Origin of the sequence: Ovoidimarina sediminis, from assembly GCF_032586175.1 — a bacterium.
GTDB lineage: Bacteria > Pseudomonadota > Alphaproteobacteria > Rhodobacterales > Rhodobacteraceae > Ovoidimarina > Ovoidimarina sediminis.
This window is the reverse complement of the sequence record NZ_JAWHTE010000027.1, coordinates 1-23,637: the sequence shown is the minus strand read 5'-3', so window position 1 is coordinate 23,637 and position 23,637 is coordinate 1. Positions and strand designations below refer to the sequence as shown.

Below are 23,637 nucleotides of genomic sequence, written 5' to 3'. Positions count from 1 at the left end.
TACTAATCCGAAAGTCGCGCGACTACGCGGCTCGCTTTGAACTCTGCGCCCGACGCAGTGCATCATCGCGGCACTTCAGCAGGATCATGTCGGCGTCCTGATCTGCAACGGACTCAAAGAGCACGCCACTCCCCCGAAGGTTCAGTGCTTTCATGAACTCGCGGAAGGTCGCCTCGGTACCGTAAACATCGGGATGGCTGCGCATAGTCCGGATTATGCCTCTCAGCAGGCTTGCCCGGTTGCTGAGCATAGGCCGCTCAACAAGGTTTGACCGGATGTCCGCGGTCCGCAGCAGCTCCTTCAGAACACCTTCCTGATCCTGAGGATCTACCCGCCATGCGATGAACGCGTTCCACCAAAGCCGAGACACCGCATGGTCATCGCGATATCCGGTGCGACCACGCGCAAAGTAATGTGTCTCAACCTGACTGACGTTCTGATGATGCACGTTCCTGCGCTCTTCAGCCGCCTTTTGCTTCGCACCAGTCAGCCCGCCCAGCAGCCCGCCGGCCTCTTTAGGCTCATCCTTCAACGGCCAGCGTTTCCGTGCATATCCAAGACACTCAAAATGTGTCAGACGCGCCCACACACGCTCTTCAGTCGCAAGCGCGGGCGTCATCCCGCTGAACGCTTCGAAGACGATCATTGAATTACTGACTTCGGTATCACTGCCGCCGGACGGGTCGAGCTGACCCAGTTTCTCCGGATCCACTTCGACGGAAGAAAGCTCCATCGCCCAGCCATTATGACCGGCCTGATCCTCGAACCCTGCCTTACGATACCGGTCGAGGTTTGCCGGAACATTGGCCTTCAGATCCGCAAGAATGCTTTCGGCAAAATACTTCAGCTTAGACATTGTCCATAATCTCCGTGAATGCTCCGCCGAGCTTCTCGACCGGAGAGCCGAGAAGCCGCTGGGCACTCTCGAGAAGAGGCGCCCTTTCAATGTCGATGCCGAGATGCTCACATTTCGCCGAAAAAACCCGGTACCATGGCCTGTCTTCAAAACCGGTAGCACCCTGTCCCCGGATGCTTTCCAGAACCTCCATAACGACCGGCATGTATACGGCGCTGAGCAGCATAGGCTTGCCACCCCTGGTGCCCCGCAGCTGTTCAATGGACTTGAACAGGTCAACCGGGGCAAGGATCCGGATGGCGTCGGCCAGCAGGTCGAGTTTCAGGCGACCTTTGGGTATGTCATCGGACGGAACCAGCTCAAAGATGCTTTCGAATTTCCGGAGCTTGTCCTGCCCGATACTGAACACGATGTCATTCGCAAGGCCGATGATCTCGGACCCACGAATTGAAACCGCCGCGCCGAATTCCGGGTTCAGGCTTTCGGCTGTCCAGTTCTCCACTGGCTTCATTAGCCAGATGGCCGGCTTGACTTCTACCTTGCCGTGAAGCGCCCCCCGGTCAAAATTCCATGTACCAGTCGTGTTGTCAGCAGCCCGGAGCTCGGAGAAGAAGGTGTCCTGACACCGGATGAAAGCACCAGCCTGCGCCGACCCTTCGTCGATCAGCATCTGCACGTCCGATGATATAAGCGACAGAACATAGTCGACCTCGACATTGCCGTCTGTGGATTCACGGACCTCGGCAATCTGAAGATCAAAACTTCCGCTGAGGAAGTCGTCGTTTCCGTCGCTAAGTACCGGATGCGGGAAGTGGCTGTTCAGATCGATTTTCATCAGACCGCCCTCCGCACCGCGTAGATTTCGACCGGCCCTGTGTAGTCGTCGTCAAAGGTCACTTCGATCTCAACACGCGATCCCTGATCGACGCTCAGTTCAACGCGCCCCCCGCTGGCAGCACAGTTCGCCGGTCCGGAGGCATTGGCAATTCGGAGTTCCGTCTCGTCATAGACGCCTGTTGCGAGGAAAGTGAGCTCGATTTCTCCGGCTTCATCCGGCGTGAAGAAGACCTTTCTGACACGCGGGCTCCGCTCGACATTGCGGACAGTCGCGAGCCGGACAACCGTTTGCTGGCCCCTTGTGCCTTCACCACCTTCACCGGCTCCTGAACCGCCGCCTTTGCCGTCGGTGCCGGCACCTCCGGTGCCTTCGTCGTGGCCCGCGCCCCCTTCGTCACCCTCACTCTGCCGGGCAACTGGTTTCTTCGGCTTAGGCCTGACGCGTTTTGCAGGCGTGAATCTGATCGTTTCCGGGTCATCTTCTGCCGAAGGTACTTTGGCCTCTTCGCTGCCGGCATCTGCAAAGAACTCCCCGAGTTCATCGAGCCTGACCGCATCACCACCGGTGATTTCAGCGTTTTCCCGGATCAGAGCGCGGATCTCATGAATGAGCCGCTTCATTGCCCGCGTGACTTTCTTCTGCTTCGCGGGGTCATCGAGGCGTCCCGCCGAGAAAGCGTTGTGCTGCGGATTCTCCAGTGACTTCAGAACCTTGCTGGCCTCATCATCAGCTGGCTCGACAAGCATTATGAAGTCTCTTGCACCAGGAAACCTGGCAAACTTGTCCCCGAAGTGCTCGAGCGACTGAGCAATCAGCATACCGTTCCGAACGACAGCAACGCGCTTAGGCATACCTTCTTCTACAAGAATCTTTGCTCTGAACTCACCCAGATCATCGACCCGGAACCGCTTTGTCACGGCCTCCTCCGATTTGCGACACCGGTAGAGCTGACGGGCAAGCCGGATGTCATCGCCATGCGACGCTTCTTCCCCGGCTTCCTCGATGGCTGCGTCGTCAAGCAAGTCGGCCAGCGTCTCGCCATTGACCGTGCGCGAACCATCTCCGATCTCGAATTCAATGTCGCCGTCATCGACGGCAGCAAAGAAGTTCGACAGAAGCGGGACAGTCATACGGTCGATCCAGTCTTCCCGCCCCCGGAACCCGACAGAAAACACAGATGTCCCTTTGGCGTCGCGGCGGAGCCACTCCGGGACCAGTGCCGGGTCTTCGACCGCCATAAAGTGCTTCGGATGGCCCCAGTATCCTTTGGCGGTCCGCTCAACACCGCCAGCATCGCGGTGTGAAACGAGCTGAACTTTTCCCTGCAATGCGAACTTCGGCCCATCCGCAGCGTCATAGAGCGTCGAATAAAAGACGGTCCGGAGATCGGAGACTGCGAAGGTCGCATTCTTCCCGATCCCGAACGAGCCGCCCGATGTCTCGGTCGATTTGTTGCTCTTGCCGGAACTCTTCACAAGGGCATGGAACTTCGAGCCGTTGTCATTCGGCGGCCCCTCCAGTCCTGTTGTGTTGTAATCCGCAATTTCGAGGACCGGGATGATCTCCCTGGAGACCACTTCATTAGCATTTTCAAAATAGTCCCTGTCTTTCTCGCTACCCGTCGCACGGGCGGCCCTAAGGCATGACGCGATGGTTTCCCTCAGCTTTTCGATGCCGGGTATCTCTTTTGCCCGCACCTTGTGTTCGCGAAGCACCATCCGCACCGGACGTCCGGCTGCTGCATCAAGAGTATTCTGGCCGGCCTCGCGGCTGCAGCTGACAAACGGCGTGTCCCGAAAAGTCTCGATGCCGGCGTGTCCCAGACCCTCAACTTCACCCGCCTGGTTCTCCAGAAACTCAAGACCTACTTCACTCATTTCAATCAATCCCTGCTTCAGCCAATCCGAAAACCATCGTCAACGCTCTTGTCGCCTCGTGAAAAGCGCCCCTTTGCAGTGTCGAGCTCCCTCTGCAGCGTCCGAAAAATCTTGCGTATGTCCTCATCCGTGAACTCGTAGGCCGAGCGGTTCGAAAGATTACCGATCAACCTGAGGTCTTTGATGGCCCGGTTCACCCTGCTCTCCGCCAGCTCAATGAACTTGCCTCTCTTGTCTCGCCCCGCCATGCCAGACTCCTCCACATGCCAAGCCAGTGAGTAATATGACGCTCTGAACCCAAATATTCAATCCTTGTTTGCAACATTTTTGAAATGTTACCTCTTTTGGCATGAATATTTTCTCAAAAATCAAGCAGCAACCTACTGTTTTTGCTTACCTTCTACGGGGTTCAAGTCGTGGGATTGCGCCCCTGAAAATTGGGCGGCGAAAAGGACTTCTTGAAAGAAGGAGGGTCAGCCTTCAGCCGATACATCAGGCCGGGTTGCCAGTGCATTCCGCGGCGGCTCTGTTTGTCATGTCTTCATAACCGCCGTTTTCGTTTTCACGGCCGCAACCTGACGTTGGCTGCGTTCAGTTTAGAGGGCAGAGAATCGAACGAGGCTGCCCTCCCCCAAAAGCCGGGAGTTTGTGTCGAATCGCCGTCTTCGATAGCCTCAAACAGCAGGCATTGGGAAATGGCCTGCGAAGAACTGCTTCGTATTTGGGAGGACGCGATGCCGGTTCAAACGGACAAGAACGGTGACGAGAAAGCAGTGCCAGGGGCCGACACCCGGTCAGAGGCCAGCGATCCGGATACTCATGTTCCGGAGTGGGCGGAAGACATCGAACATACACTGCGGCGATTGCTCAGCGAACGGCAAAAGAAACGTGACAAAGACCCCGGTCTCTATCTCTGAGACATCGGGTCTATGGTGTTATTCGGACAGTGACGGGTTACCCGCGACGCCGAGTCAGCCTGGCCTCCAGGCAACCATCCGAGTGTTTCTCCTGATTACTGCTTCGGTTTGCTTTTCAGCCTGAGACGAGGACACGCCCTTCTTTGCTCTGCAGAAGTCGCCCTGACAGTCTCAGGTCATTAGTCGGCGTCGCAACTTCTCGTCGGGGATGGTGCACATGTCGGACTTGCCGAAGCGATACCGATTTTGCGCAATCCGGCGGTACAGCCATTCGCGCATCCCACGTGGAAGGATGCGCAGTAAGGTGGCGAGCCTTCCCGCACCCCCAAGCCGCTCGCCAATCCGGATGATTGCTTCCATGCCGGACCACGCATGGCCATCTTCGAGGAAGAGCCATGTCTCGGGATCGGTTGGATCCAGTCCGTAGTGACGCACGAGCGCGTCGCCAGTCCCTGACTGGACCGGGCAGATGCGGAACATCTCCATATGATCAAGCCGCGCGATCGTGCGGGCACCCCAGGAGCAGAGTGCGCAGTTCCCGTCCATGACCGCTATCTGACCGCTGTCGTCGAAGGCCGGAACACCTGGATCGTCTCGGTACGAATAGGCCCCTTTGTCCAGAATTGCTGCCATGCTGTCCTCCAGGGGAGCTGAAATCCCAGCATGCCCCGTTCACGCGCGCAGGCCAACCGCTGCCACGCGACCGGCCCGCTCAATTGCGTGCGCCGAGGATGGGGACAGTCATGCCAGAAAGCGCACCTATAGACGGGACACGAGTTTCTCACTCAGAATGCACACCGACGCCTCAATCGTTCTCGCACGGTCCTGGGGCAGCTTCTTCTTCGTCTGTGGCGGCCTCTTCATCCTGACTGGCTTACCTCGAAGGGTCATGCAGCAAGCGGAGGAGAAATACTCATTAGTTTAGGGCTTCTTATCGCCCACTCGTCACGTAAGGCTGACATACAGGTGGCTTTCGATAGCCTTGCCTGCCCTAACCGAGGCTGTCAGAAGTCGCCAGCACATCCCCGGAGTAGGCGTCCATCAGCTCTGCCCCGAACTCCTCGGCGCCCTCGCTTCGGAGGTCCGTTATGTGGGAGATGGCATCTTCCCTTACCTGCCGGCTGGGATAAATGGTCACAATGGCAAATCGATCAAGCTCGATACTTGCCAGCGTCGAATGCTCGGCGCCAAGCTTCAGAAGCCCTGGAAAGTATTTTTCACGCATCAACTGGCTTACGTGCTCAAGACTTTCCGCTTCGGTTGTCATGCGCCATGTCGTGATCGATATGAAGCTCATCGCTGCCACCTCCCGGACTGACTATAGCAGGGATGGCCGCAGGCACCGTCATAATTGTCTGCGCCGCAGTACTGGGCCTATCGAAATGCACCACTTCAAATAATAGCCCTTACGCGTGAGGTGCATGGCGCTTTCAACAAGCTAGTTCATGCGATTACCCGATCCGCAATGGCGGTTTTCGCTCGCTGTGAAGAAGCGAGTGCGAAGCTCTAATCCCAATGTTCCTGCAGCAAAGCGGCACCGGTCTTTCCTGCCTCGAGAGCCCGGTGCGCGTTTTCCGGGCTTTCTGCCAGGCGCGCCAGGGTGATCGAGCCCATCAGCAGAGCCATAACAGCAAGACCTTTTGTTTTGTCGTCATCGTCGGAATACAGCAACACTTCAGCCATTCTTATTGCCGCTTCGGCGCCTTCATGCAGAGGTGCCTGACCCGCCCGCGCAAGTTCAGCACCGAGGGAAGCGAGAGGGCAGCCTTTCCCCAATTCCTTCAGGTGCGCTTCCGAGAGATAGTCCGCGATGTAAGCGTCTCTCTCCACTGCTCTGCCCTCAGGTGTTTCTTCCTCTTCAATTCTGGAGACAACGTCATCAACCGCATGACGAAAGGCGGCTGCCACAAGTTCTTCTTTCGAACCGAAGTGGCGGTAAAAGCCACCGTGGGTCATTCCGGCCGCGTTCATCACGTCGGCGACGCTGGTTCCTTCGATTCCGTTTTCTCTGAACAGGCGCGCCGCAGCGTCCAGGATCCGCCTGTGACTGCGCTGCTTATCTGCTTCCGACATCCTGGGCATGACGATCTTTCAAAATAGCGGGTTGACATTAAAGATGATGGATAGCATCTATAATTTAAGATTACAAACATCATCTAAAGGATCAGGATATGTCCACCCGACCCAAAGTCCTCGTCACCAGTGCAGGCGGGAAGACCGGCCTGCACACGACGCTCCAACTCCGTGAGAAGGGTTTTCCGGTACGTGCTTTCGTCCGACGGCAAGATCATCGGTCAGAAATTCTGAAACGGGCCGGTGCCGAGATTTTTGTTGGAGATCAATACTCCCTTGGGGACATGCGCGCGGCAATGCAGGGTGTTCAGCGCGCCTACCAATGCGCCCCGACGGCGCCGAACGGACTATACTTCAATGCCGTCTTCACAGCTGCCGCCTTTGAGGCGCGCCTCGAGCACGTCGTGACCCTGAGCCAGTGGCTGTCCAGCGCAAACCATCCCTCGCTCTTCACCCGTGAGGTCTATCTCAGTGATATTCTGATAGGCATGCGCAAGGAGATGTCGGTGACGACAGTGAACCCCGGCTGGTTCGCTGACAATTACCTGATGGTCCTCGATATGGCGGCGCATCTGGGCGTCTTTACAATGCCATTGGGTCCTGGAAACGTGAAAAAGAACGCAGCGCCTTCAAACGAGGACATTGCGCGTGTCGTCACGGCTTCGCTGATCGATCCGGCCTCCCATGCAGGCCAAACCTATCGCCCGACCGGGCCCGAATTGCTGTCACCAGACGACATCGCGCGAGCGATGGGACGCGCCCTTGGAAGACGTGTACGCTACATCGATATATCGGAGCGCATGATGGTTAAGGCCCTGAAGGCGCTGCCTCCATCAAACTACTCGGTGGCCGCGGTCACACAACTGGCCCTCTATGCTGACGAATACCGGCGAGGGGCTTTCGCGGTCAATGCACCCACTGACCATGTAGAAGGTGTCGGTGGCGAGCAGCCGGAAGCCTTGGAAAACGTCATACGCCGCACCGTGTCTTCTCGTCCGGATCTCACCAGGAGCCCTGCGCGCAGTCTGGGCGCTATCGCCGGGTTTCTCAGGATCCTTGCCACGCGTCCTTTCAATCTCAGGGGCGCCGAAAAAGCGCGCGACTACGTAAGGCCGCAGACTCCCGTTTTCTCACAGGACGACCCGGCCTGGCTCGCAAGTCACCATCCGGAGAAGCCTCGCGTCGCGAAAGTGTTGGCAGCCTGACACACGTCCCTTTCCACGACCTTAAAGCGGAGCAATCCTATGAACGTTCAGAACGACCTGATCGCGCGCAACAGCAAATTTGCCGCGACATTTGACAAGCCGGACATGCCGGTCCTTCCCCGGTTGCGAACCGTGCTTCTGGCCTGCGCCGATGCGCGTGTCGACCCGGCCCATATTCTGGGCCTCGACCTCGGCGAAGTGATCGTGATCCGTAATACCGGAGGGCGGGTCACTCGATCTGTGATCGAAGAACTCGCCACGTTGTCTGTGCTGGCGAACATCCTGACCGAAGGTCGGGAGCTGGGCTTCAATGTCATCCTGATGCAGCACACGCAATGCGGTGCCCAGCGCCTGGCAAACCCTGAGCTACAGGCGCATTTGAAAGATAGTCTTGGCATTGATGTCTCTGACTATGCGATTACGGACCAGGCGAGCGATCTCATGATTGATGTCTGCCGCCTTGTCACAGCAAGTGAGATCCCCGATGCCGTAACCGTTTCAGCCCTGCTCTACGATGTTGTCACAGGAGTTGCTCAAGAAATCGCGTCGGTGAAATCGCTCGGAGAGTGGCGTTCTGACCCTGTGACGCCCGGAATAGATAAAGCAAGCTGAGTTTATCCAGAGCCCGGTTGCGGCTCATAAGACAGCACATTTTGGAGCGCACGATGACGACAGAGACCTACATTCTGACCAAGGATGAGATTGAAGAATTCGAAGGAACAAAGAAGACTCATTTCCTGAATCCCAATGCAAAGAGAGTGAACAAGTCACTTGGCGACATGACCGGCCTGACCGGATTTGGCTTTCATATCATCGAGGTGGAGCCTGGACATGAGACCACGGAACATCACCGCCATTACCATGAAGATGAATGCGTTTTTGTGCTTTCGGGTAACGCTACCGCGTTACTGGGCGATGACGAGCACTCAATTGGGCCCGGCGACTTCATCGGCTACCGGAAGGGAGGTGTTGCGCATTCGATAAGGAACACCGGCGAGGAAGTGCTACGATGCATTGTGGTCGGCGAACGGCTTTCTCACGACGTCGGTGATTATCCAAGGCAGGGCAAGCGTATCTTCAGGAATGTGGGAGTTCCCTGGAACCTTGTCGATCTGAAGAACGTGCAGGAGGTTGGTGGCAGCGTCGGAAAGAAGTAGTAGCCTATGTCCTGACGATATGGCCCGGGTTCGGGACAGCTATTCCGGGTCGGTTGCAAGATCCACTTTCCAGCCTTCACTGAGATCGATGTGGCGAACTGAACACTCATCAATCAGGGCATCATAGCCTGGGGGCAGGAATGAGGTTTGCCATGCTTCACCGAAACGTGCTTTCAGTGCGCTGAGGTCTTTCCAGACCGAAGCGAAAACGACGCAATCTTTGTCTGAAGCCACTCCTTCGCCGAAGAAGCACCCCTGGTTTCCTAACTCTGCTGCGAGCGCAACTTTCGACAGCAGCCCTGGCTCCTGATGCTTCAGGATTGCGATGATCTGCTCTTCGCTGAACCTTGATCTCCTCATTCTGTCCGTCTGCTTGTTTTTAAACGGACTCTACCCCTAACTGTAGGAGGAAACGGGTCTCAGGTCACACTCAGCGCCCTTCAGATGACGGCCAGTTCGTAGCGCGCAATCTCTTCATGCCGCGCTCCCCGTGGCATGAGAGTTGACTGAAACAAGGAGAAGCCTGCCACCTCAAAAGCCGACCCCCGGTACCCCGCGTTTGACACGAGGTAGTCCCGCACCTTGTCGAGCTCGATTGCAGACAGGCTCTTTGGCAAACGCGCAAGCGTGACATGTGGCCGGAACCGGCGCTTCGGAAACTTGAGGCCCACGGCGCGCAGGGACCGGGTTACTCTCCGCTCGAGCTCAACAAGCTCCGGACATTGCGCAAAGTCCGCGAAAACCACCTGCAGTGAACGACTTCCAAAGCTGCCAACCCCGGAAATCCGGAGGGTGAAGGCACGTGCGCGTACACCCTGGAGAGCCGCGTGCGCCTCTTCGACAGCTTCTTCGGGCTGCTCGTCCAGAAAGCAAAGGGTCAGGTGAAGGTTTTCCTCAGGGACAGGCCGGCCGACCGTCAGGGAGCTCTGCAGGACGATTAACTCATCGCGAACATGCTCCGGAAGATCGATCGCTAAAAATACTCTCATCTGCGCCCTACCAGGGGAGCTCATAGCCCTCAGCATGCCAGAAGTGACCACTTGTCTCGAGAGTGAGTTCGTCCATGCGCTCGATAAGCCCGCTTGCGGCCCTGACTGGATCAATCCCATTCCCACCTGTCATGGTTGTAGCCACCATACCGGGGTGCAGAAGCGCAACCGCGATGCCTCGTGGCTTCAGCTCATGCGCCAGGTTCATGCCGATCTGGTTCACGGCAGACTTTGAGGCACGATAGCCATAGTACCCGCCCGATCCATTGTCCTCGATCGAGCCAACCCGGCTCGAGACAATGCCCACTTTGCCGCCATCGGCGATGTTGTCGGCCAGTGCTTCGGTGACCCGGAGCGGTCCAAGGGAATTGACCCGAAACTGAAGGACCATGTCTTCGTAGTCGAGGTTGCCGAAGCTGTCGCCATGCAGAATGCCGGCATTGTTCAGCAACACGTCGATCTTCTCATCCCCGAGTTCGGACTTCAGCCGAGCCACTGAATGGGCCTCGCTGACGTCGATATCCTCAATGATCCTGAGCCCAAGATCCCGAAGCTCAGAGCTGGCGCTGCGGCAAACGGCGATCACCTCGTCACCTCGCGCGGCAAGCTGGGCAGAAATCTGAAGACCTATGCCTTTGTTGGCCCCTGTGACGAGATACGTAGTCATCTTATCCTCCTGCGGTTAGCCCGGCCTAAAACCACTGACCGCGACGATACGTTGGTCGCCCGGCATTTCTGACCTAGTAAAAGCCTACTTCCCGTATGTCGATCCTGGCCTCATGGTCGCGGCCATAGGCAACGATTGCGATTGATCTGACGCTGTCTGCGTGTGGGACGGTGCGGAGAAGCCGACCGGACGCCCTGAAACTGTCGAACGGCAGACGCACTTCGCCCCAATCTCCCCGGACTTCGAAACCAGCCTGATAGTATTGCCAGGGGAGCATTGTGCCGCCAGTGCGGAGATGGACGAAATACGTCTGGTCATTCCCGCGTACAATGAGCCGAACGCCCGTCGCGTCTTCAGGCGCTCCGTCGGGTAGGTCCATACGCATCTGAATGAACCCGCCGTTGTTCTCCGTGCTCACGGCGCCAGTCATACGAGCGTAGGTCTGGTCGCCTTCTTTGAGAAACGCGACCTCGCCAGTGGAGACACCGCCCATCACGCCATCAGTAAAGAAGCGCCACCGGGTCTCAGGTTGCAGCTCAAAGTTTTCGATCATGATGGCCTCGGCCATGGCAGAGCTTGGCGGCAGGATCAGAAGGAACACTATCAGTGCCTGTCTGAGGATACATCGCACCCGACTTCTCCCTGTCTACGTTCGCCTTCGGCGCAAATTGAACCCGGGAGAGACGGCGCCGTACGGGTGGGCCCCCGCGATACCATGAAACCTTCATACCGATGCGTCAGAGCCTGCCCGACTCACCGATACTGAATCTCTCCGTCCTTCTTGTTTCAGAGCGGGACATCGTCATAGCTGCGGGCAAACACAGACTTCGACGATGAGAGAATTCCGTTCATCGCACCAGACATCAACCCGAGGTTGCGACTCGCCTCGGCAGAGTATTGCTCGAAAGCGGTCCTGTAGTACCTGGCCTGCACCTGCATCACCTCCGCTGGAGTTCGGCACCCAAGAAACGCCTGGTATGTCTTAAGGTCCTCTCCCAGGCGCTGAAGGACAAAACGTCCGCTCTGGCTAAAGGCATTCAGAAAAACCTCAGCTGAAGCGGGAGAAAGTGCTGAGATCCTCTGATGCGGAGACGCAGTGTCCCCTGACATCAACTTCGAATTCTTACTCTCTGCCTTCATGAATTTTTCTCCAGTTTACTGTGCGGACCGCCACCTACGACTCTCCGATCTTTTCATCAGACTACTGCCGGACGAAACGAACCATGACACTGATCAAAGTGCGGCAACTGCATTGCCCCGGGAGCGCCTTGCCGCACTGATCGGGTCTTGCAGCCTGGTCGCCCGGGCCTGCCATTTCTCTCACTCCGGTCTCGACGGCGCGCCATCTGGAGATAGGTTCGGGCCATGCGATGGTTCTTCCTTCTCCCGGCTCTTCTGCCCTGCGCGGCTCATGCGAATGACTGGGATGCGCTCTCGGAACCGGACGCGATCGCAATCATGCGTCATGCGCTGGCGCCCGGGACCGGTGATCCGCCGGACCTGACGATCGGAGACTGCTCAACCCAGCGCAATCTCGACGAGCGCGGCCGCGCACAGGCCAGAGCCATAGGTGATGCGTTTCGGGAACGTGGCATCGTGTTTGACAGGGTCCTGACCAGTCAGTGGTGCCGCACGCGCGAAACCGCCGAGCTTCTCGACCTGGGGCCGGTCGTCGAAGCACCGACTCTCAACTCTTTCTTCCGCGATTTCTCAACGCGAGACCAGCAGACCGCGGAAACACGCGAACTGATTTCCGGATCAGAGGGCCGTCTCATGCTGGTCACCCATCAGGTGAATATCTCGGCTCTGACCGGCCAAGGCACACGATCCGGAGAGGTCTTAGTCATCCGCTTGTCTGGCGAGGGAGCAGAGGTCCTCGGCAGCATCCTGATCCAGCCTTAGGTCTGCCAAGACCTGCACATTGCGGTCACGAGCAGTGACCCGGTCCAAGATAGGCGTGCAGGTCGTGCCCAGTGGGCATTTTACATAACGGCCCTTATCGAGTGCTCACGGGCCGAAAGCGGACATTGGTTGTTGTTAGGTTGAATGACCGCAACGCGGACTTTGCTGCCATTGATCGCTTGCTACCTGAGCATTCCGCGCACCGGCAAAGAAAAGGATCGGATGGGCTTGTCGAGCCTCAAGGCAGCGCGCGACGTGCTACGCCCTGGCGTGCATGGTAGGATGCCGGAATAGAGACCATGCGATCGAACGGCCCCTTATGGACATCGCCTTACTTCTAGTGACCTTCGGCATCCTCTTCCTTGCAGGGCTGGTGGCAGATCAGCTTGGAAGTGTTACGAGACTGCCGCGCGTTACGATGCTGCTTTTGTTGGGCCTACTTGTGGGTAATGCGGGCCTCGGGTTGGTTCCGAATGAGGTCACGGCGTGGTTTGACGAACTGTCGATTCTCGCACTGACGATGGTGGCCTTTTTGCTGGGTGGATCGCTTACGAAGGCGAACCTTGCAAGTCACGGCCGGGCAATCATCACGATTTCGCTTTCTGTCGTTGCCTGCACACTGGTTGTTGTGACCCTCGGTATGACGGCTGCGGGATTGGCAGTGGGCTTCTCGCTTCTGCTTGCGGCAGTCGCGACAGCGACCGCACCCGCTGCAATGACTGATGTCATCCGCCAATCGGGGACTCAGAACAACTTCACCGACACCCTAAAGGGCATAGTTGCGATCGACGATGCTTGGGGCCTGATCGTCTTTAGTCTGGTCCTAGCATTGGTCAGTCACACGAACGGCTGGACGGAACTGCTTGCCGGGGCAGCTTGGGATCTAGGCGGCGCAGTGCTGCTTGGTTGCGCTTTGGGTATTCCGTCAGCCTTCCTATCAGGACGCCTGAAACCGGGCGAACCGATGCAGGCAGAGGCAATTGGCATCGTTTTCCTTGCCGCTGGTCTCGCCCTTTGGCTGCAAGTCTCGTTCTTGGTCACGGGCATCGTTGCGGGCGCAATAGTCGCGAACTTTGCACGCCATCATGAACGAGCGTTCCACGAGATCGAGCACATTCAGTGGCCATTCATGATCCTATTCTTCGTTCTTGCTGGGGCAACGCTTGAGGTTGCGGCTCTTCAAGTTATGGGTTGGGCCGGGCTGCTGTTCATCCTGCTTCGAAGCGCATCGCGCTTGATAGGCGGCTATCTCGGCGCCCGGTTGGCAACATTACCCACATCCCAGGCGGCCTGGTATGGTCCGGCTTTGCTTCCTCAGGCGGGCGTCGCCATCGGCATGGCGCTTGTAGCGGGCGAGCAATTCCCAGAATGGGCGCCGGCAATCATGGCGTTCACCATTTCGAGCACTGTGGTATTCGAACTCGTTGGGCCGCCGATGACGATGTACGCGATACAACGGACAGCTGCGCGCAATCGAGGATAGCGAATGGTCCCCCTAGAGCTCTTACTGGTCATCTGAGCAAAAGAAGTCCGATGACGGCCATGCGGGACAGACCTGCCTATAAAGATCGGGCGTTCAGCAAGCGTTGGCCTTCCGAAGACCTCTCAGATATAGCGAGACAATCGAGGCAAAGGGGTTCGAGCATATGCGGCGTCTGATGGCATGGGTAGGGGCCATGGTCTTCATTGCTCTGGCGGGATCGGCAGCGGCTGCACTCTGGGGACCTGTTGCCCAAATCGATCTCTCAACCCGTTTTGATGCTTCAAAGATAGGCGCGGACTTGGATATCTGGTTGGAGCAACAGGAAAGGGAGTTTCCCGACTTAGTGCCTCGCACGGAAAAAAGGGTGATGTGGGCTGGAACGAAAGGGGAAAAAACGCGGGTTGCCGTGGTCTACCTTCACGGTTTCTCCGGCAGTGCGGTTGATATCGCGCCCGTTCCAAAACTAGTGGCCGAGGAGCTAGGAGCAAATCTTTTCTACACGCGGTTGACCGGCCACGGTCTCAACGGCGCAGCCTTGGGTGCGGCGAAGCCTGAGCACTGGATCCATGACACAGCTGAGGCGCTCGCGATAGGAAGGAGGTTGGGTGACCATGTCCTGGTAATAGCGACGTCGATGGGCGGAACACTCGCGACAATCGCCGCTGCAGACCCAGAACTTTCGCGTGATATTGCCGGACTTGTACTGATCTCGCCAAATTTTCGGATGAAGCCAATGCGGGCGCGAGTGTTTGACCTCGGCTATGCCCCAATCTGGGCGCCATGGTTGCTAGGATCAGAATACAGCCGAGCTCCAACCTCGGAGGGCCATGCAACCTATTGGACAAATACCTATCCGATCTCCGCAGTGTTCCAAGTTGCGGCGTTAACACGTGCGGCGGAAACGCTTGATCTAGCAAAGGTCGAATTCCCGCTTCTGGTTCTATACTCACCTGACGATCAGGTCGCAGATGCTGCTCGGACAGTCTCTTTCCTGCAAGATTGGGGAGGAACCGCTCGATGGGAGCAGCTACATATGTCGGACCAAGATGATCCGCGTTCGCACATGATTACGGGCGACATTCGCAGCCCGTCCCAAACGCTGCCCACCTTGGAGATCATATTGGATTGGGAGAAAACTTGGGGAAGTGGCACTGGCTCAATCCACGAAGGAACTAAGTAGTCGATTGCTATTTAAGCGGACCACAGCTTGGGTTCCACTTCGGGCTCGATGCGGCCGTTCGCTGCGCCCCAGATGAACGACCGGATTGTGGACAAGCATGCGATCGCGAACCGTTGCTTGCTCCGATATTCCTCAAGCTCGACTTACGCCTGGCAGCACGCAAAGCATCTCATAAAGCAGGTTCGCCGCGATCAGTGCAGTGTTGCCCGTCGGATCGTAGGGGGGCGAGACCTCGACGAGGTCACATCCGACAAGGTTCAGCCCCGCGCAGCCCCGTACGATCTCGAGAGCCTGCCACGTGGTCAGCCCACCGGGCTCAACTGTTCCCGTTCCTGGAGCGAAGGCTGGATCCAGACTGTCGATATCAAAGGACAAGTAGACCGGGGCATCGCCCACCCGCTCGCGGATCTCTTCCATCAACGGCACCAGCGAACGATGCCAGCAGGATTCCGCCTGCACTACGGTCCAACCCTGTGACCGGCCCCAATCGAAATCTTCGGGCGCGTAGCCTGTTCCTCGCAGACCGATCTGCGTGACCCGATCGTTGATCAGGCATTCTTCCTCCCAGGCCCTCCGGAACGGGCAGCCGTGGGCCACGGTTTCGCCAAACATGTGCTCGTTGATATCGGCATGCGCGTCCACGTGGATCAGAGCCACCGGTCCGTGGCGTTCCTTTATCGCTCTCAGGATTGGCCAGGTCAGAGTGTGATCTCCGCCGAGGGTGAGCGGAATGGCGCCATGCGCCAGGATCGCGCGGTAGTGTTCCGCTATGATCTCCACACTCTTCTTCAGATCGAAGGTATTTATCGGAACATCCCCGATATCGGCCACCTGCAGGCAGTCGAACGGCGCCGCCCCTGTCGCCATATTGTATGGGCGAAGCATCCGGCTCTCGTCCCGGATCTGGCGGGGCCCGAGCCGGGTGCCCGGCCTGTTCGAGGTGCCGATATCCATAGGCACCCCAACGAAGCAGGCGTCGAGACCCTCCGCCGTTTCCTGGCTTGGCAGGCGCATCATCGTAACCGGGCCGCCGAAGCGCGGCATCTCGTTGCCGCCAAGCGGCTGGTTCAGTCGGGTCATCGTGTTGTCTCCGTTTCGATCAGCCGGGCAAGCGGGCCGATCTGTTTCGCAATGCCGGACCGGAGGGCCTCAAGCGTCATGGCGTCATCCTTCACGAATTCGATGAACATCTGATTCAAGGCGCTGAAGATAATCTGCCCCAGCGCGTTCGCATCGACGTCGTCACGCACTTCTCCCCGCGCAATCAGCGAACGGATCAGATCCGTGACCTGCACGGCGAGCCGGCGGTCGAGTTCCGTGTAGCGGCGCCCGTTTGGCGTGCCCGGCGCTTCGATCGACAAGGCCATGGCGCTGCGCCACATCTCCTTTGACAGGTATTCCAGCGAATGATCGTAATAGCCAAAGATCAGCGCGAGAAGCGCCTCACATACGCCGTCGGGGGGATCCGTCACGACCGCCGCGCCGGATGCCAGTACTTCCTCCACCTCCATCGCCACAACCGCGATCAGGATATCGCCCTTGGTCCGGTAGTAGTTGTAGACCGTGCCGACCGACACTTCAGCCATTTCGGCCAGATCTTCGATCCGCACGGAATGATATCCGTCTGCCCGAAATTGCGTCACTGCTGCTCGTAAAATACGCCGTTCCCGGTCGGCTTTTTGTCTTTCTCGCAGTCCGGCCATGGCGTTCCGTTGGTTTTTGCGGGCATCGTCCTAGAAATTAGAGTTGACGACAAACATGAACGAGTTCAACTTTTTTGTTAAGAGCTGCGATGAACCGCGGCCCACACCAACCGGGAGACCCAGATGACACGCATTCCTACCCTTTTGTTCACCACAACCGCGCTCGGCTCGCTTGCAAGCGCCGCCCTTGCCGAAGGCGAGCTGAACGCACTTGTCTGGTGCGACCATACCGACCCGGCCCTGATCGAGCCTTTCGAGGCCGCCCACGACGTAAAGGTGAACCTGCGCGAGTACGAAGGGACCGGAGCCGCGCTCGCACTTCTCGAGCAGTCACGCCCGGGCGACTGGGACGTCCTCGTAATCGACGGCATCGACGTGTTTCGCGCAGTTGAGGCCGGCATTCTCGCGCCGTTGCCCGACGACGAACTTCCGACCGCCGATTTCTTCCCCGAAGTCGTAATGGCAGAGAACAATAGCATCGACGGTACGACCTACGCGGTGACCGAGAAATTTGGCTACAACACGATCTCCTACAACGCCGATAAGGTCGATCCCGCAGACATGGAAAGCCTCGCCACGGTCTGGTCCGAGAAGTATGACGGTCGCATCTCAATCTATGACTACTACCTTCCCGTCATGGGTCTTGCAGCAATCGCCGGTGGGATTCCGACCGCCGAGATCGGCGGAGACGACCTCGAGGCGATCGGCGGCACCTTGTCCACCATGCGCTCCCGCGCGGCCTCGGTCGCTGGAGTGGTGGCGGCGCAGACGGCGCTGGCGACTGGCGAAGTCGACATCGTGGTAGGCGGCGGCGAATGGCTGACCGCCGTGCTGGCTGGCGAACAGCCCGAGCTTACCTGGACAATCCCCCAGGAGGGCGCGGTGCGCTGGGCACAGTCGATCGGAGTCGTCGCGGGCAGTGAGAACCCGGATCTGGCTCTTGAGTTCGTGAAATACATCGTCAGCCCTGAGGGTCAGGCACGTCTTGCAACATCCTCGTGCTTCTGGGGCATGCCGGCAAACGCGAAGGCGGGCGATGTGCTGAGTGACGAGCAGAAGTCCATCCTGCGTTGGGACGAACAGGCCGACTACCTTGCGCGCACGCAACTTTACCCGGCACCGGATGCCGACCTCGACATCGAGATGCAGGATCTCTGGCTCGAAACCCTGCAGCAGTGACGGCACGCGAAGAAACCCGGAAGGGCTGGGGCTTTGTCGCCCCGGCCCTTCTCTGGACGCTTGCCTTCTTCATCCTGCCGTTTCTCGTCATGGGGGCCATGAGCCTCGCAACGCTTGAGGGCAGGACGCTGGTCTGGGGCGTGTCCTTCTCGAATTACGCGGAGCTGGCCGAGAAGGCATACCTGTGGCGCGCGATCGTCGTGTCACTGGAGATTACCCTGACGGTGACGGCGGTTTCCGTCGTGCTTGCCTATCCGCTTGCGTGGATTATCGCCTTCCGCGTACCGCCACGCTGGCAGAGGCTGGCACTCCTTCTGGCCATTTTGCCGTTCTGGACCTCGTATGTCGTGCGCTCCTACGCATGGCTGCTTGTCCTCGCCCGCGAAGGCATAGTGAACCAGGCCCTGGTTGGCGCGGGGCTGATCGCCGAGCCCATAACGCTCGCCAACACCCGTTTTGCCACGGTCACAGGCTTCGTCCATTTCTTTGTGATGCTGCTCACGCTGACGATCTATGCGAACCTCATCCAGCTTTCCCCAAACTACCGGCGCGCGGCGCAAGACCTTGGGGCCTCGGCATTCCAGACATTCCGCCACGTGGTGCTCCCACTTACGCTACCGGGGATTGTGACGGGTGCCTTCCTGACCTTCGTCCTGTGCATCGGCGACTACGTGACGCCGCAGATCCTGGGCGGAAACACAGAGCTGACCGTGCCACAGGTTATCATGGTGCAACTCGGGCGCCGCGCGGATTTCCCGCTGGCCTCGGCGCTGGCCATCGTGCTGATGGGGATTGTGACGCTGGCCTATCTCGTATCCGCCCGCTGGCTGAGGCTTGACCGGCTATGATGCGCGCCCTGCCCTGGCTTTACCTCGTCGCCGCCTTCGTCTTCATCTACCTGCCCGTGGGCACGCTCGTCCTGTTCTCTCTACAGGACGGCAACCTGCCAGTTCCGCCCTTCAACGGCCCGTCGCTGCGCTGGTACGCCGATATCCTGGCCGACGACGACCTGACAGGAGCACTTGGAAATTCGCTTATCGTGGCCTTCGGGTCTTCGGCGGCAGCGGTCACTTTAGGGTTTCTCGCGGCCTATGGCCTCGCGAGACATGTTCTGCCGGGATCGGCACTGATCCGGGGGCTTCTGATCGCGCCGCTTACAGTCAGTTACCTGATCGTCGGGCTCGGACTTCTGATCGTCCTCACGCGCGCGGGACTCGGCCTGTCACTCTGGACCGCGGCGATCGGGCATGTGGTCATCAACCTGCCGCTTGCCTTCGCGATCATCTATGCGTCCATGGGTGCACAACAGCAGAACGCCGAACGCGCGGCGCGCGACCTTGGTGCTGATGAGACCCGGGTGGTCCTGCTTGTCATCGTGCCCATGCTGATGCCCGCCATCGCGGCCGCGTTCTTTCTGTCGGTCACGCTCAGCTGGGACGAGTTCATCATCGCTTTCCTGCTCACGCGCTTCGACGTGACGTTGCCGGTCGAGATCTGGTCGATGCTACGCTCAGGACTGTCGCCACGCCTGAACGCGATCGGAAGCCTCGTCTTCCTGATCTCGGTCACAGCCGTGCTGGTTCTCGAAATCTTTGTTTTCCGGAGGCGTCGCTCATGACCGCGCCCGTGATCCTGGCCAGTGTTAACCACCGTTTTGGAGAGTTTCATGCCCTGAAGGACATCAATCTCGATATCGGTGCAGGCGACTACGTGACACTGCTTGGTCCTTCGGGCTGCGGCAAGACCACCCTGTTGTCCGTCCTTGGCGGCTTCATCGAGCCGAGCACCGGACAGGTTCTTATCGGCGGACGGGACATGACACGTGTGCCGCCAGCCCGTCGCCCGACGACGACCATGTTCCAGGACTATGCGCTGTTCCCGCATATGAGTTTGCGGGATAATGTGGGCTTCGGGCTGCGCATGGCAGGAATTGCGCGTGCCGAACGGCTTCAGCGCGCAGAGGCATTCCTGGAACTCGTGGGCCTTACCGATGCGGCGGGCAAGCGCCCCCATGAGCTTTCGGGCGGCCAGAGACAGCGCGTGGCCCTGGCCCGCGCTCTTGCGGTTGAACCGGACGTGCTTTTGCTCGACGAACCCCTCGGCGCGCTCGACCTGAAGCTGCGCCGCACAATGCAAGATGAGCTGAAGGCGATCCAGCGAAAGATCGGCACCACTTTTGTGCATGTCACCCATGATCAGGAGGAGGCGATGGCGATCGCCGACCGGATTGTCGTGATGAATGCCGGGCGGATCGAGGACGACGGCCCGCCCGCTCGGGTATACAGCAGGCCAGCGAGCCTGTTCACCGCCGACTTCATGGGAGAGATGAACCATATTCCGCTAGCGGTGAAGGGCGGCGCCGCGACAACGCCCCTGGGCCCGCTCGAAATCTCTGTCCCCGCACGCGACAGCCGTGGCACTGCCTGCCTCAGACCTGAAGCGATCCGAACTGCCGGCGGCGGCCAAGGTCTTGGCGCGGCCCGTATAGTGGACGCGGCTTTCTTCGGGACGCACTGGCGCCTGCACCTGGAGCCAGAGGCCGCCCCGGGGCTGCCCCTGATCGCTCACCTGCCGCCCGACGCGACGCCCGAGCAGGGCGCGGTGCTGGCGCTCTATGTCGATCCCGATGCCTTTCTCGTCTACATGCAGGAGCAGTGAGTCATGGACCGCGCGCGCCCCGAGGACTGGTACCGCCTTCGCCCCCAATCGGACGGCATCACCTTCATCGACGAACCCTTCATCCACGAATTCTACCGCTGCAACATCTGGCATGTCCGGGGCCGGGACCGCGACATGCTGGTGGACAGCGGGATGGGCGTTGTCTCGCTCAGGAAATGGGTTCCTCTGGTGAGCGAGCGCGCGCTGACGGCGGTAGCGAGTCACACCCATTTCGACCATATCGGCTGCCACCACGAGTTTGACGACCGCGCCGTCCACCGCGCCGAGGCGGAGATCCTCTCAGATCCGACTCGGCGCGCGACGCTTGCAGATCCATATGTGACCGACGAGATCTTTGACCGCCTTCCGCCCCTGCCCTATGCCTCCGAGACCTATTCGGTGAAGGCTGCACCCGCCTCTCGCATCCTCGAGGATGGAGATGTTGTGGATCTCGGCGACCGGCATTTCGAAGTCATCCACACGCCTGGACACTCACCGGGCGGCATTGCGCTCTGGGAATCAGCGACGGGGATCCTGTTTTCAGGCGACATCGTCTATGACGGGCCATTGATCGAAGACACCTATCATTCGGATGCAGCCGACTATTATCGCTCGATGGTCAGGTTACTGGATCTCCCCGTGCGGGTCGTTCATGGAGGTCACTTCCCGAGTTATGATGGCGTAAGGCACCGCAAGATTATTGGAGATTGGTTGAAGAAGAATGAGTAACGCTCTTCCCATCTTGCGGTTCTACCTTGCAGGAACACCGTACATCCCTGCTCAGGGAAAATTGGCTCCCTGATAGGGGGGACGGACTTCCCTGTTCTTGGAAGTAGGGAATTTATCTCTAACACATTGTAAATGTGGCTCTTATCAGGATCCGATGGGAGCGAATTGGCCAGAAACTTGCAGACTTCCCTGTAAATTCCCTGTTTACAGGGAAATCTCGGCCAGACCGGATGGCTGAAGACTGCAAGCACAGCCAGCAACCCCTAAGTCATTGATATGGTGCAGATTTTTATCTTTCCGCCCGTAGTTTTGGGCCTCTTTTGGGGTGCAAGAATACCCCAGACCGACCAATCTCCGATATTCTGGCCGTTTCCCCGAAAAGTCTGGAATCGCCATTTCCGCGGTAGCAGTTTGGGCGAATGTGATGGTGGTAGCATCGCCCTACGTGCAGTCATAGCCCAGTGGCACATTACCGGAGGCCGAAGCCAGCGACGATTAACGGCGCAGACGTAAGAATTGATCTTGATGCGGTGGCTTACAATGCGGCGAAACCGTCGCGCTGCTCAGACCAGATCGGGGAGAAGGCATAACGCTTCAGCCGGTCGGACGTCATGCCAACCGGCTGCCGGCCTTCGCGGACGGCTCTGATCACGTCCGGCGCCAGGAACGCCAGTTCGATGAGTTGCTGAACACGGCGTTTCGAGACGCCTTCTGCATTGGCGATCTCGGCGAAGGTTTTTCCCGACCGGACCAGATCGAAGTATCGATGCGCGCGGGCGATGTTGCGTAGCAAAGTCGTATCGATCTCTGGCTGCGCGTCGCCGATAATGAGCCTGGTTTCGACGCCACGCTTGCGGTGCCGGAACTGGGCCGCGAAGGAAAGCAGGTCTTCGTTGATGCGTGCTGCGTCCACTTCGAGGTGCCGCGCAAGATGCTCGGCTGAGAGCGCGATGCCAATCTCGCCGGGTTTGATTTCGATGCGTTCTACCAGTTTGAAGCAGGGACATTTCGCATCTTTGTCTGCCGCAGTCTCAACCGTAGTCAGTCGGGACAATCGGGTTGCGATCCTGGCGGTTTCATCTGTCGTTGCATTCACAAGGATGCTTGCATGCGCTTCGGGCGTTTTGAGATGACCCCGGATCAGATCCGCCACCTTGGCTTCCAACTCGGTTGCCGGCAACCGCCACCCCGATGGATCACGTGGCGCCGTTCCGCGCACCAGCCGGTGCGAAACATAGTATCTGAGCTTGCGGCCATTGGCGGTTTTCGAGTGACTTGGCGTCAGGCGATCGCCGGTCTGGTCGACGATCTTGCCAGCCAGCGGCGAGGCAGAGACTTTGGCGCCCTTGCGGTTCCGCTTGGTGAAGGTTCGATCCTTGGCGGCATCCCCCTGAAGCTGATCCTGAATGCTGTCCCAGAGCTCCGGAGCAATCAGCGGCGGGTGCTGGCCGGGATAAACTTTTGCGTGGTGCCGGATGCGACCGGCATAGACCGGGTTGGTCAGGATGTAGTGGATGTGACCGTAACTGAAGGGCGCGCCGCCTTTCACCCTGCCTGAGATCAGGGTTCTGATGGGCGTCTTCAGGCCGAGGGCATCAACAGCTTCTTTGACGAAACGCGTGTTCCGGTGTTTTAGATAGAGATCATAGATCGTGCGGATCACCTCGGCATCGGGTTCGGCGATCTTCAGAGACCGGCCATCAGCAGCGTAGCCCAATGGCACCGTCGCACCCATCCACAGCCCCTTTCTCTTCGAGGCTGCGATCTTGTCACGGATGCGCTCGGCGGTGACCTCACGCTCGAACTGGGCGAAGGACAAGAGCATGTTCAGTGTCAGCCGCCCCATGCTTGTGGCCGTGTTGAAAGATTGCGTGACCGAGACAAACGACGTGCCCGCCGCATCCAGCCGTTCGACCATCTTGGCGAAATCCGCCAGCGAGCGCGTCAGCCGGTCGATCTTGTAAACAAGGATCTGATCCACCGCACCGCGATCGATGTCAGCGAGCAGGCGCTGCAAACCCGGGCGCTCCATGCTGCCGCCGGAAAGACCTCCATCGTCATAGCGTTCCGGCAAAAGCACCCAGCCTTCCGCCTTCTGACTGGCGATATAGGCGGCACAGGCCTCGTACTGAGCATCGAGTGAGTTAAACTCTTGCTCCAATCCATCCTCTGAGCTCTTGCGGGTGTAGATGGCACAGCGGATCTTCTTCATGCGTCCGTCCCT

Annotated in this window: 27 protein-coding genes; 12 read left to right on the top strand and 15 right to left on the bottom strand. The window is 58.6% G+C overall.

The features are described from left to right. Positions 1-22: 22 nt before the first annotated feature. The 4 genes from RXV90_RS21660 to RXV90_RS21645 are packed head-to-tail and all read right to left on the bottom strand — an operon-like array spanning position 23 to position 3,819. The gene (locus RXV90_RS21660) at positions 23-856 is read right to left on the bottom strand and encodes a DUF6339 family protein (protein WP_316651736.1); all 834 of its coding nucleotides are present in this window, start codon (positions 854-856) and stop codon (positions 23-25) included. Beyond that, positions 849-1,691, bottom strand: a complete 843-nt coding sequence (locus tag RXV90_RS21655; protein WP_316651735.1) for a hypothetical protein — start codon at positions 1,689-1,691, stop codon at positions 849-851. Before RXV90_RS21655 ends, RXV90_RS21660 begins: the two co-directional genes overlap by 8 nt. Then, a complete protein-coding gene (locus tag RXV90_RS21650) occupies positions 1,691-3,571 on the bottom strand; it encodes a hypothetical protein (RefSeq protein ID WP_316651734.1) in 1,881 nt (626 codons plus the stop codon). Before RXV90_RS21650 ends, RXV90_RS21655 begins: the two co-directional genes overlap by 1 nt. A gap of 17 nt (positions 3,572-3,588) precedes the next feature. Beyond that, complete coding sequence (locus RXV90_RS21645) at positions 3,589-3,819, bottom strand: hypothetical protein (RefSeq protein ID WP_316651733.1); 231 nt, start codon at positions 3,817-3,819, stop codon at positions 3,589-3,591. A 189-nt stretch (positions 3,820-4,008) separates the two neighbouring features. Here RXV90_RS21645 and RXV90_RS21640 point away from each other — a divergent pair, with 189 nt between their 5' ends. Continuing rightward, positions 4,009-4,488, top strand: coding sequence for a hypothetical protein (locus RXV90_RS21640; protein ID WP_316651732.1), 480 nt, complete (start codon positions 4,009-4,011; stop codon positions 4,486-4,488). A gap of 171 nt (positions 4,489-4,659) precedes the next feature. Here the strand turns inward: RXV90_RS21640 and RXV90_RS21635 are convergent, their stop codons facing one another. The 3 genes from RXV90_RS21635 to RXV90_RS21625 form a co-directional block, all read right to left on the bottom strand. Continuing rightward, positions 4,660-5,121 carry a thiol-disulfide oxidoreductase DCC family protein gene (locus RXV90_RS21635; protein ID WP_316651730.1) on the bottom strand — a complete coding sequence of 154 codons (462 nt, stop codon included), beginning with the start codon at positions 5,119-5,121 and terminating at the stop codon, positions 4,660-4,662. Positions 5,122-5,479: 358 nt separating this feature from the next. Beyond that, the gene (locus RXV90_RS21630) at positions 5,480-5,785 is read right to left on the bottom strand and encodes a hypothetical protein (RefSeq protein WP_316651729.1); all 306 of its coding nucleotides are present in this window, start codon (positions 5,783-5,785) and stop codon (positions 5,480-5,482) included. A 209-nt stretch (positions 5,786-5,994) separates the two neighbouring features. Continuing rightward, entirely contained in the window at positions 5,995-6,561 is a 567-nt protein-coding gene (locus tag RXV90_RS21625; protein WP_316651727.1) for a TetR/AcrR family transcriptional regulator, read from the bottom strand. A 98-nt stretch (positions 6,562-6,659) separates the two neighbouring features. Between RXV90_RS21625 and RXV90_RS21620 the strand changes: the two genes are divergently transcribed. From RXV90_RS21620 to RXV90_RS21610, 3 genes are read left to right on the top strand one after another with little or no spacing between them, the layout of a single operon-like run. Further along, a complete protein-coding gene (locus RXV90_RS21620) occupies positions 6,660-7,766 on the top strand; it encodes an NmrA family NAD(P)-binding protein (protein ID WP_316651725.1) in 1,107 nt (368 codons plus the stop codon). Positions 7,767-7,805: 39 nt separating this feature from the next. Continuing rightward, positions 7,806-8,378, top strand: a complete 573-nt coding sequence (locus RXV90_RS21615; RefSeq protein ID WP_316651723.1) for a carbonic anhydrase — start codon at positions 7,806-7,808, stop codon at positions 8,376-8,378. Positions 8,379-8,431: 53 nt separating this feature from the next. After that, positions 8,432-8,923 carry a cupin domain-containing protein gene (locus RXV90_RS21610; RefSeq protein ID WP_316651719.1) on the top strand — a complete coding sequence of 164 codons (492 nt, stop codon included), beginning with the start codon at positions 8,432-8,434 and terminating at the stop codon, positions 8,921-8,923. 39 nt (positions 8,924-8,962) lie between these two features. Here the strand turns inward: RXV90_RS21610 and RXV90_RS21605 are convergent, their stop codons facing one another. The 5 genes from RXV90_RS21605 to RXV90_RS25885 all read right to left on the bottom strand — a co-directional run bounded on the left by RXV90_RS21605 (position 8,963) and on the right by RXV90_RS25885 (position 11,689). After that, positions 8,963-9,283 (bottom strand): hypothetical protein, encoded by a 321-nt coding sequence (locus RXV90_RS21605; protein ID WP_316651715.1) that lies wholly within the window; start codon positions 9,281-9,283, stop codon positions 8,963-8,965. A gap of 80 nt (positions 9,284-9,363) precedes the next feature. Further along, the gene (gene thpR / locus RXV90_RS21600; RefSeq protein ID WP_316651712.1) at positions 9,364-9,912 is read right to left on the bottom strand and encodes an RNA 2',3'-cyclic phosphodiesterase; all 549 of its coding nucleotides are present in this window, start codon (positions 9,910-9,912) and stop codon (positions 9,364-9,366) included. Between the two features lie 7 nt (positions 9,913-9,919). Continuing rightward, a complete protein-coding gene (locus tag RXV90_RS21595) occupies positions 9,920-10,579 on the bottom strand; it encodes an SDR family oxidoreductase (protein ID WP_316651709.1) in 660 nt (219 codons plus the stop codon). Positions 10,580-10,652: 73 nt separating this feature from the next. After that, complete coding sequence (locus tag RXV90_RS21590) at positions 10,653-11,147, bottom strand: CIA30 family protein (RefSeq protein ID WP_316651707.1); 495 nt, start codon at positions 11,145-11,147, stop codon at positions 10,653-10,655. Between the two features lie 218 nt (positions 11,148-11,365). After that, a complete protein-coding gene (locus RXV90_RS25885; RefSeq protein WP_410482394.1) occupies positions 11,366-11,689 on the bottom strand; it encodes a phasin family protein in 324 nt (107 codons plus the stop codon). Positions 11,690-12,037: 348 nt separating this feature from the next. Here RXV90_RS25885 and RXV90_RS21585 point away from each other — a divergent pair, with 348 nt between their 5' ends. From RXV90_RS21585 to RXV90_RS21575, 3 genes are all read left to right on the top strand, one after another. Beyond that, entirely contained in the window at positions 12,038-12,481 is a 444-nt protein-coding gene (locus tag RXV90_RS21585) for a histidine phosphatase family protein (RefSeq protein ID WP_316651705.1), read from the top strand. A 340-nt stretch (positions 12,482-12,821) separates the two neighbouring features. Then, positions 12,822-13,964 carry a cation:proton antiporter gene (locus RXV90_RS21580; protein ID WP_316651703.1) on the top strand — a complete coding sequence of 381 codons (1,143 nt, stop codon included), beginning with the start codon at positions 12,822-12,824 and terminating at the stop codon, positions 13,962-13,964. 175 nt (positions 13,965-14,139) lie between these two features. Continuing rightward, entirely contained in the window at positions 14,140-15,144 is a 1,005-nt protein-coding gene (locus RXV90_RS21575) for an alpha/beta hydrolase (protein WP_316651698.1), read from the top strand. Positions 15,145-15,276: 132 nt separating this feature from the next. On the opposite strand, the gene speB is transcribed toward RXV90_RS21575, so the two are convergent. Next, on the bottom strand, positions 15,277-16,224 hold the full coding sequence (speB, locus tag RXV90_RS21570) for an agmatinase (RefSeq protein WP_316651695.1): 948 nt from the start codon (positions 16,222-16,224) through the stop codon (positions 15,277-15,279). Further along, positions 16,221-16,847, bottom strand: coding sequence for a TetR/AcrR family transcriptional regulator (locus tag RXV90_RS21565; RefSeq protein ID WP_316651692.1), 627 nt, complete (start codon positions 16,845-16,847; stop codon positions 16,221-16,223). Before RXV90_RS21565 ends, speB begins: the two co-directional genes overlap by 4 nt. A gap of 123 nt (positions 16,848-16,970) precedes the next feature. Between RXV90_RS21565 and RXV90_RS21560 the strand changes: the two genes are divergently transcribed. From RXV90_RS21560 to RXV90_RS21540, 5 genes are read left to right on the top strand one after another with little or no spacing between them, the layout of a single operon-like run. Then, positions 16,971-18,026 (top strand): ABC transporter substrate-binding protein, encoded by a 1,056-nt coding sequence (locus RXV90_RS21560; RefSeq protein WP_316651689.1) that lies wholly within the window; start codon positions 16,971-16,973, stop codon positions 18,024-18,026. Further along, positions 18,023-18,874, top strand: a complete 852-nt coding sequence (locus RXV90_RS21555) for an ABC transporter permease (protein WP_316651687.1) — start codon at positions 18,023-18,025, stop codon at positions 18,872-18,874. Before RXV90_RS21560 ends, RXV90_RS21555 begins: the two co-directional genes overlap by 4 nt. Continuing rightward, positions 18,874-19,644 (top strand): ABC transporter permease, encoded by a 771-nt coding sequence (locus RXV90_RS21550; protein ID WP_316651682.1) that lies wholly within the window; start codon positions 18,874-18,876, stop codon positions 19,642-19,644. Before RXV90_RS21555 ends, RXV90_RS21550 begins: the two co-directional genes overlap by 1 nt. Beyond that, positions 19,641-20,684, top strand: coding sequence for an ABC transporter ATP-binding protein (locus RXV90_RS21545; RefSeq protein ID WP_316651679.1), 1,044 nt, complete (start codon positions 19,641-19,643; stop codon positions 20,682-20,684). Before RXV90_RS21550 ends, RXV90_RS21545 begins: the two co-directional genes overlap by 4 nt. Before the next feature lie 3 nt (positions 20,685-20,687). Then, positions 20,688-21,413 (top strand): MBL fold metallo-hydrolase, encoded by a 726-nt coding sequence (locus RXV90_RS21540; protein WP_316651677.1) that lies wholly within the window; start codon positions 20,688-20,690, stop codon positions 21,411-21,413. 535 nt (positions 21,414-21,948) lie between these two features. On the opposite strand, the gene RXV90_RS21535 is transcribed toward RXV90_RS21540, so the two are convergent. Beyond that, complete coding sequence (locus RXV90_RS21535; protein ID WP_316651675.1) at positions 21,949-23,625, bottom strand: recombinase family protein; 1,677 nt, start codon at positions 23,623-23,625, stop codon at positions 21,949-21,951. Between the last annotated feature and the right edge of the window lie 12 nt (positions 23,626-23,637).

Excerpts from the sequence above, each read along its gene's own strand:
- speB (WP_316651695.1), bottom strand. The coding sequence starts at position 16,224 with ATGACCCGACTGAACCAGCCGCTTGGCGGCAACGAGATGCCGCGCTTC.
- RXV90_RS21560 (WP_316651689.1), top strand. The coding sequence starts at position 16,971 with ATGACACGCATTCCTACCCTTTTGTTCACCACAACCGCGCTCGGCTCG.
- RXV90_RS21535 (WP_316651675.1), bottom strand. The coding sequence starts at position 23,625 with ATGAAGAAGATCCGCTGTGCCATCTACACCCGCAAGAGCTCAGAGGAT.
- RXV90_RS21615 (WP_316651723.1), top strand. The coding sequence starts at position 7,806 with ATGAACGTTCAGAACGACCTGATCGCGCGCAACAGCAAATTTGCCGCG.
- RXV90_RS21605 (WP_316651715.1), bottom strand. The coding sequence starts at position 9,283 with ATGAGGAGATCAAGGTTCAGCGAAGAGCAGATCATCGCAATCCTGAAG.
- RXV90_RS21595 (WP_316651709.1), bottom strand. The coding sequence starts at position 10,579 with ATGACTACGTATCTCGTCACAGGGGCCAACAAAGGCATAGGTCTTCAG.
- RXV90_RS25885 (WP_410482394.1), bottom strand. The coding sequence starts at position 11,689 with ATGTCAGGGGACACTGCGTCTCCGCATCAGAGGATCTCAGCACTTTCT.
- RXV90_RS21660 (WP_316651736.1), bottom strand. The coding sequence starts at position 856 with ATGTCTAAGCTGAAGTATTTTGCCGAAAGCATTCTTGCGGATCTGAAG.
- RXV90_RS21575 (WP_316651698.1), top strand. The coding sequence starts at position 14,140 with ATGGCATGGGTAGGGGCCATGGTCTTCATTGCTCTGGCGGGATCGGCA.
- RXV90_RS21620 (WP_316651725.1), top strand. The coding sequence starts at position 6,660 with ATGTCCACCCGACCCAAAGTCCTCGTCACCAGTGCAGGCGGGAAGACC.
- RXV90_RS21610 (WP_316651719.1), top strand. The coding sequence starts at position 8,432 with ATGACGACAGAGACCTACATTCTGACCAAGGATGAGATTGAAGAATTC.
- RXV90_RS21565 (WP_316651692.1), bottom strand. The coding sequence starts at position 16,847 with ATGGCCGGACTGCGAGAAAGACAAAAAGCCGACCGGGAACGGCGTATT.
- RXV90_RS21585 (WP_316651705.1), top strand. The coding sequence starts at position 12,038 with ATGCGTCATGCGCTGGCGCCCGGGACCGGTGATCCGCCGGACCTGACG.
- RXV90_RS21650 (WP_316651734.1), bottom strand. The coding sequence starts at position 3,571 with ATGAGTGAAGTAGGTCTTGAGTTTCTGGAGAACCAGGCGGGTGAAGTT.
- RXV90_RS21590 (WP_316651707.1), bottom strand. The coding sequence starts at position 11,147 with ATGGCCGAGGCCATCATGATCGAAAACTTTGAGCTGCAACCTGAGACC.
- RXV90_RS21550 (WP_316651682.1), top strand. The coding sequence starts at position 18,874 with ATGCGCGCCCTGCCCTGGCTTTACCTCGTCGCCGCCTTCGTCTTCATC.
- RXV90_RS21645 (WP_316651733.1), bottom strand. The coding sequence starts at position 3,819 with ATGGCGGGGCGAGACAAGAGAGGCAAGTTCATTGAGCTGGCGGAGAGC.
- RXV90_RS21630 (WP_316651729.1), bottom strand. The coding sequence starts at position 5,785 with ATGAGCTTCATATCGATCACGACATGGCGCATGACAACCGAAGCGGAA.
- RXV90_RS21545 (WP_316651679.1), top strand. The coding sequence starts at position 19,641 with ATGACCGCGCCCGTGATCCTGGCCAGTGTTAACCACCGTTTTGGAGAG.
- RXV90_RS21625 (WP_316651727.1), bottom strand. The coding sequence starts at position 6,561 with ATGTCGGAAGCAGATAAGCAGCGCAGTCACAGGCGGATCCTGGACGCT.
- RXV90_RS21540 (WP_316651677.1), top strand. The coding sequence starts at position 20,688 with ATGGACCGCGCGCGCCCCGAGGACTGGTACCGCCTTCGCCCCCAATCG.
- RXV90_RS21655 (WP_316651735.1), bottom strand. The coding sequence starts at position 1,691 with ATGAAAATCGATCTGAACAGCCACTTCCCGCATCCGGTACTTAGCGAC.
- thpR (WP_316651712.1), bottom strand. The coding sequence starts at position 9,912 with ATGAGAGTATTTTTAGCGATCGATCTTCCGGAGCATGTTCGCGATGAG.
- RXV90_RS21635 (WP_316651730.1), bottom strand. The coding sequence starts at position 5,121 with ATGGCAGCAATTCTGGACAAAGGGGCCTATTCGTACCGAGACGATCCA.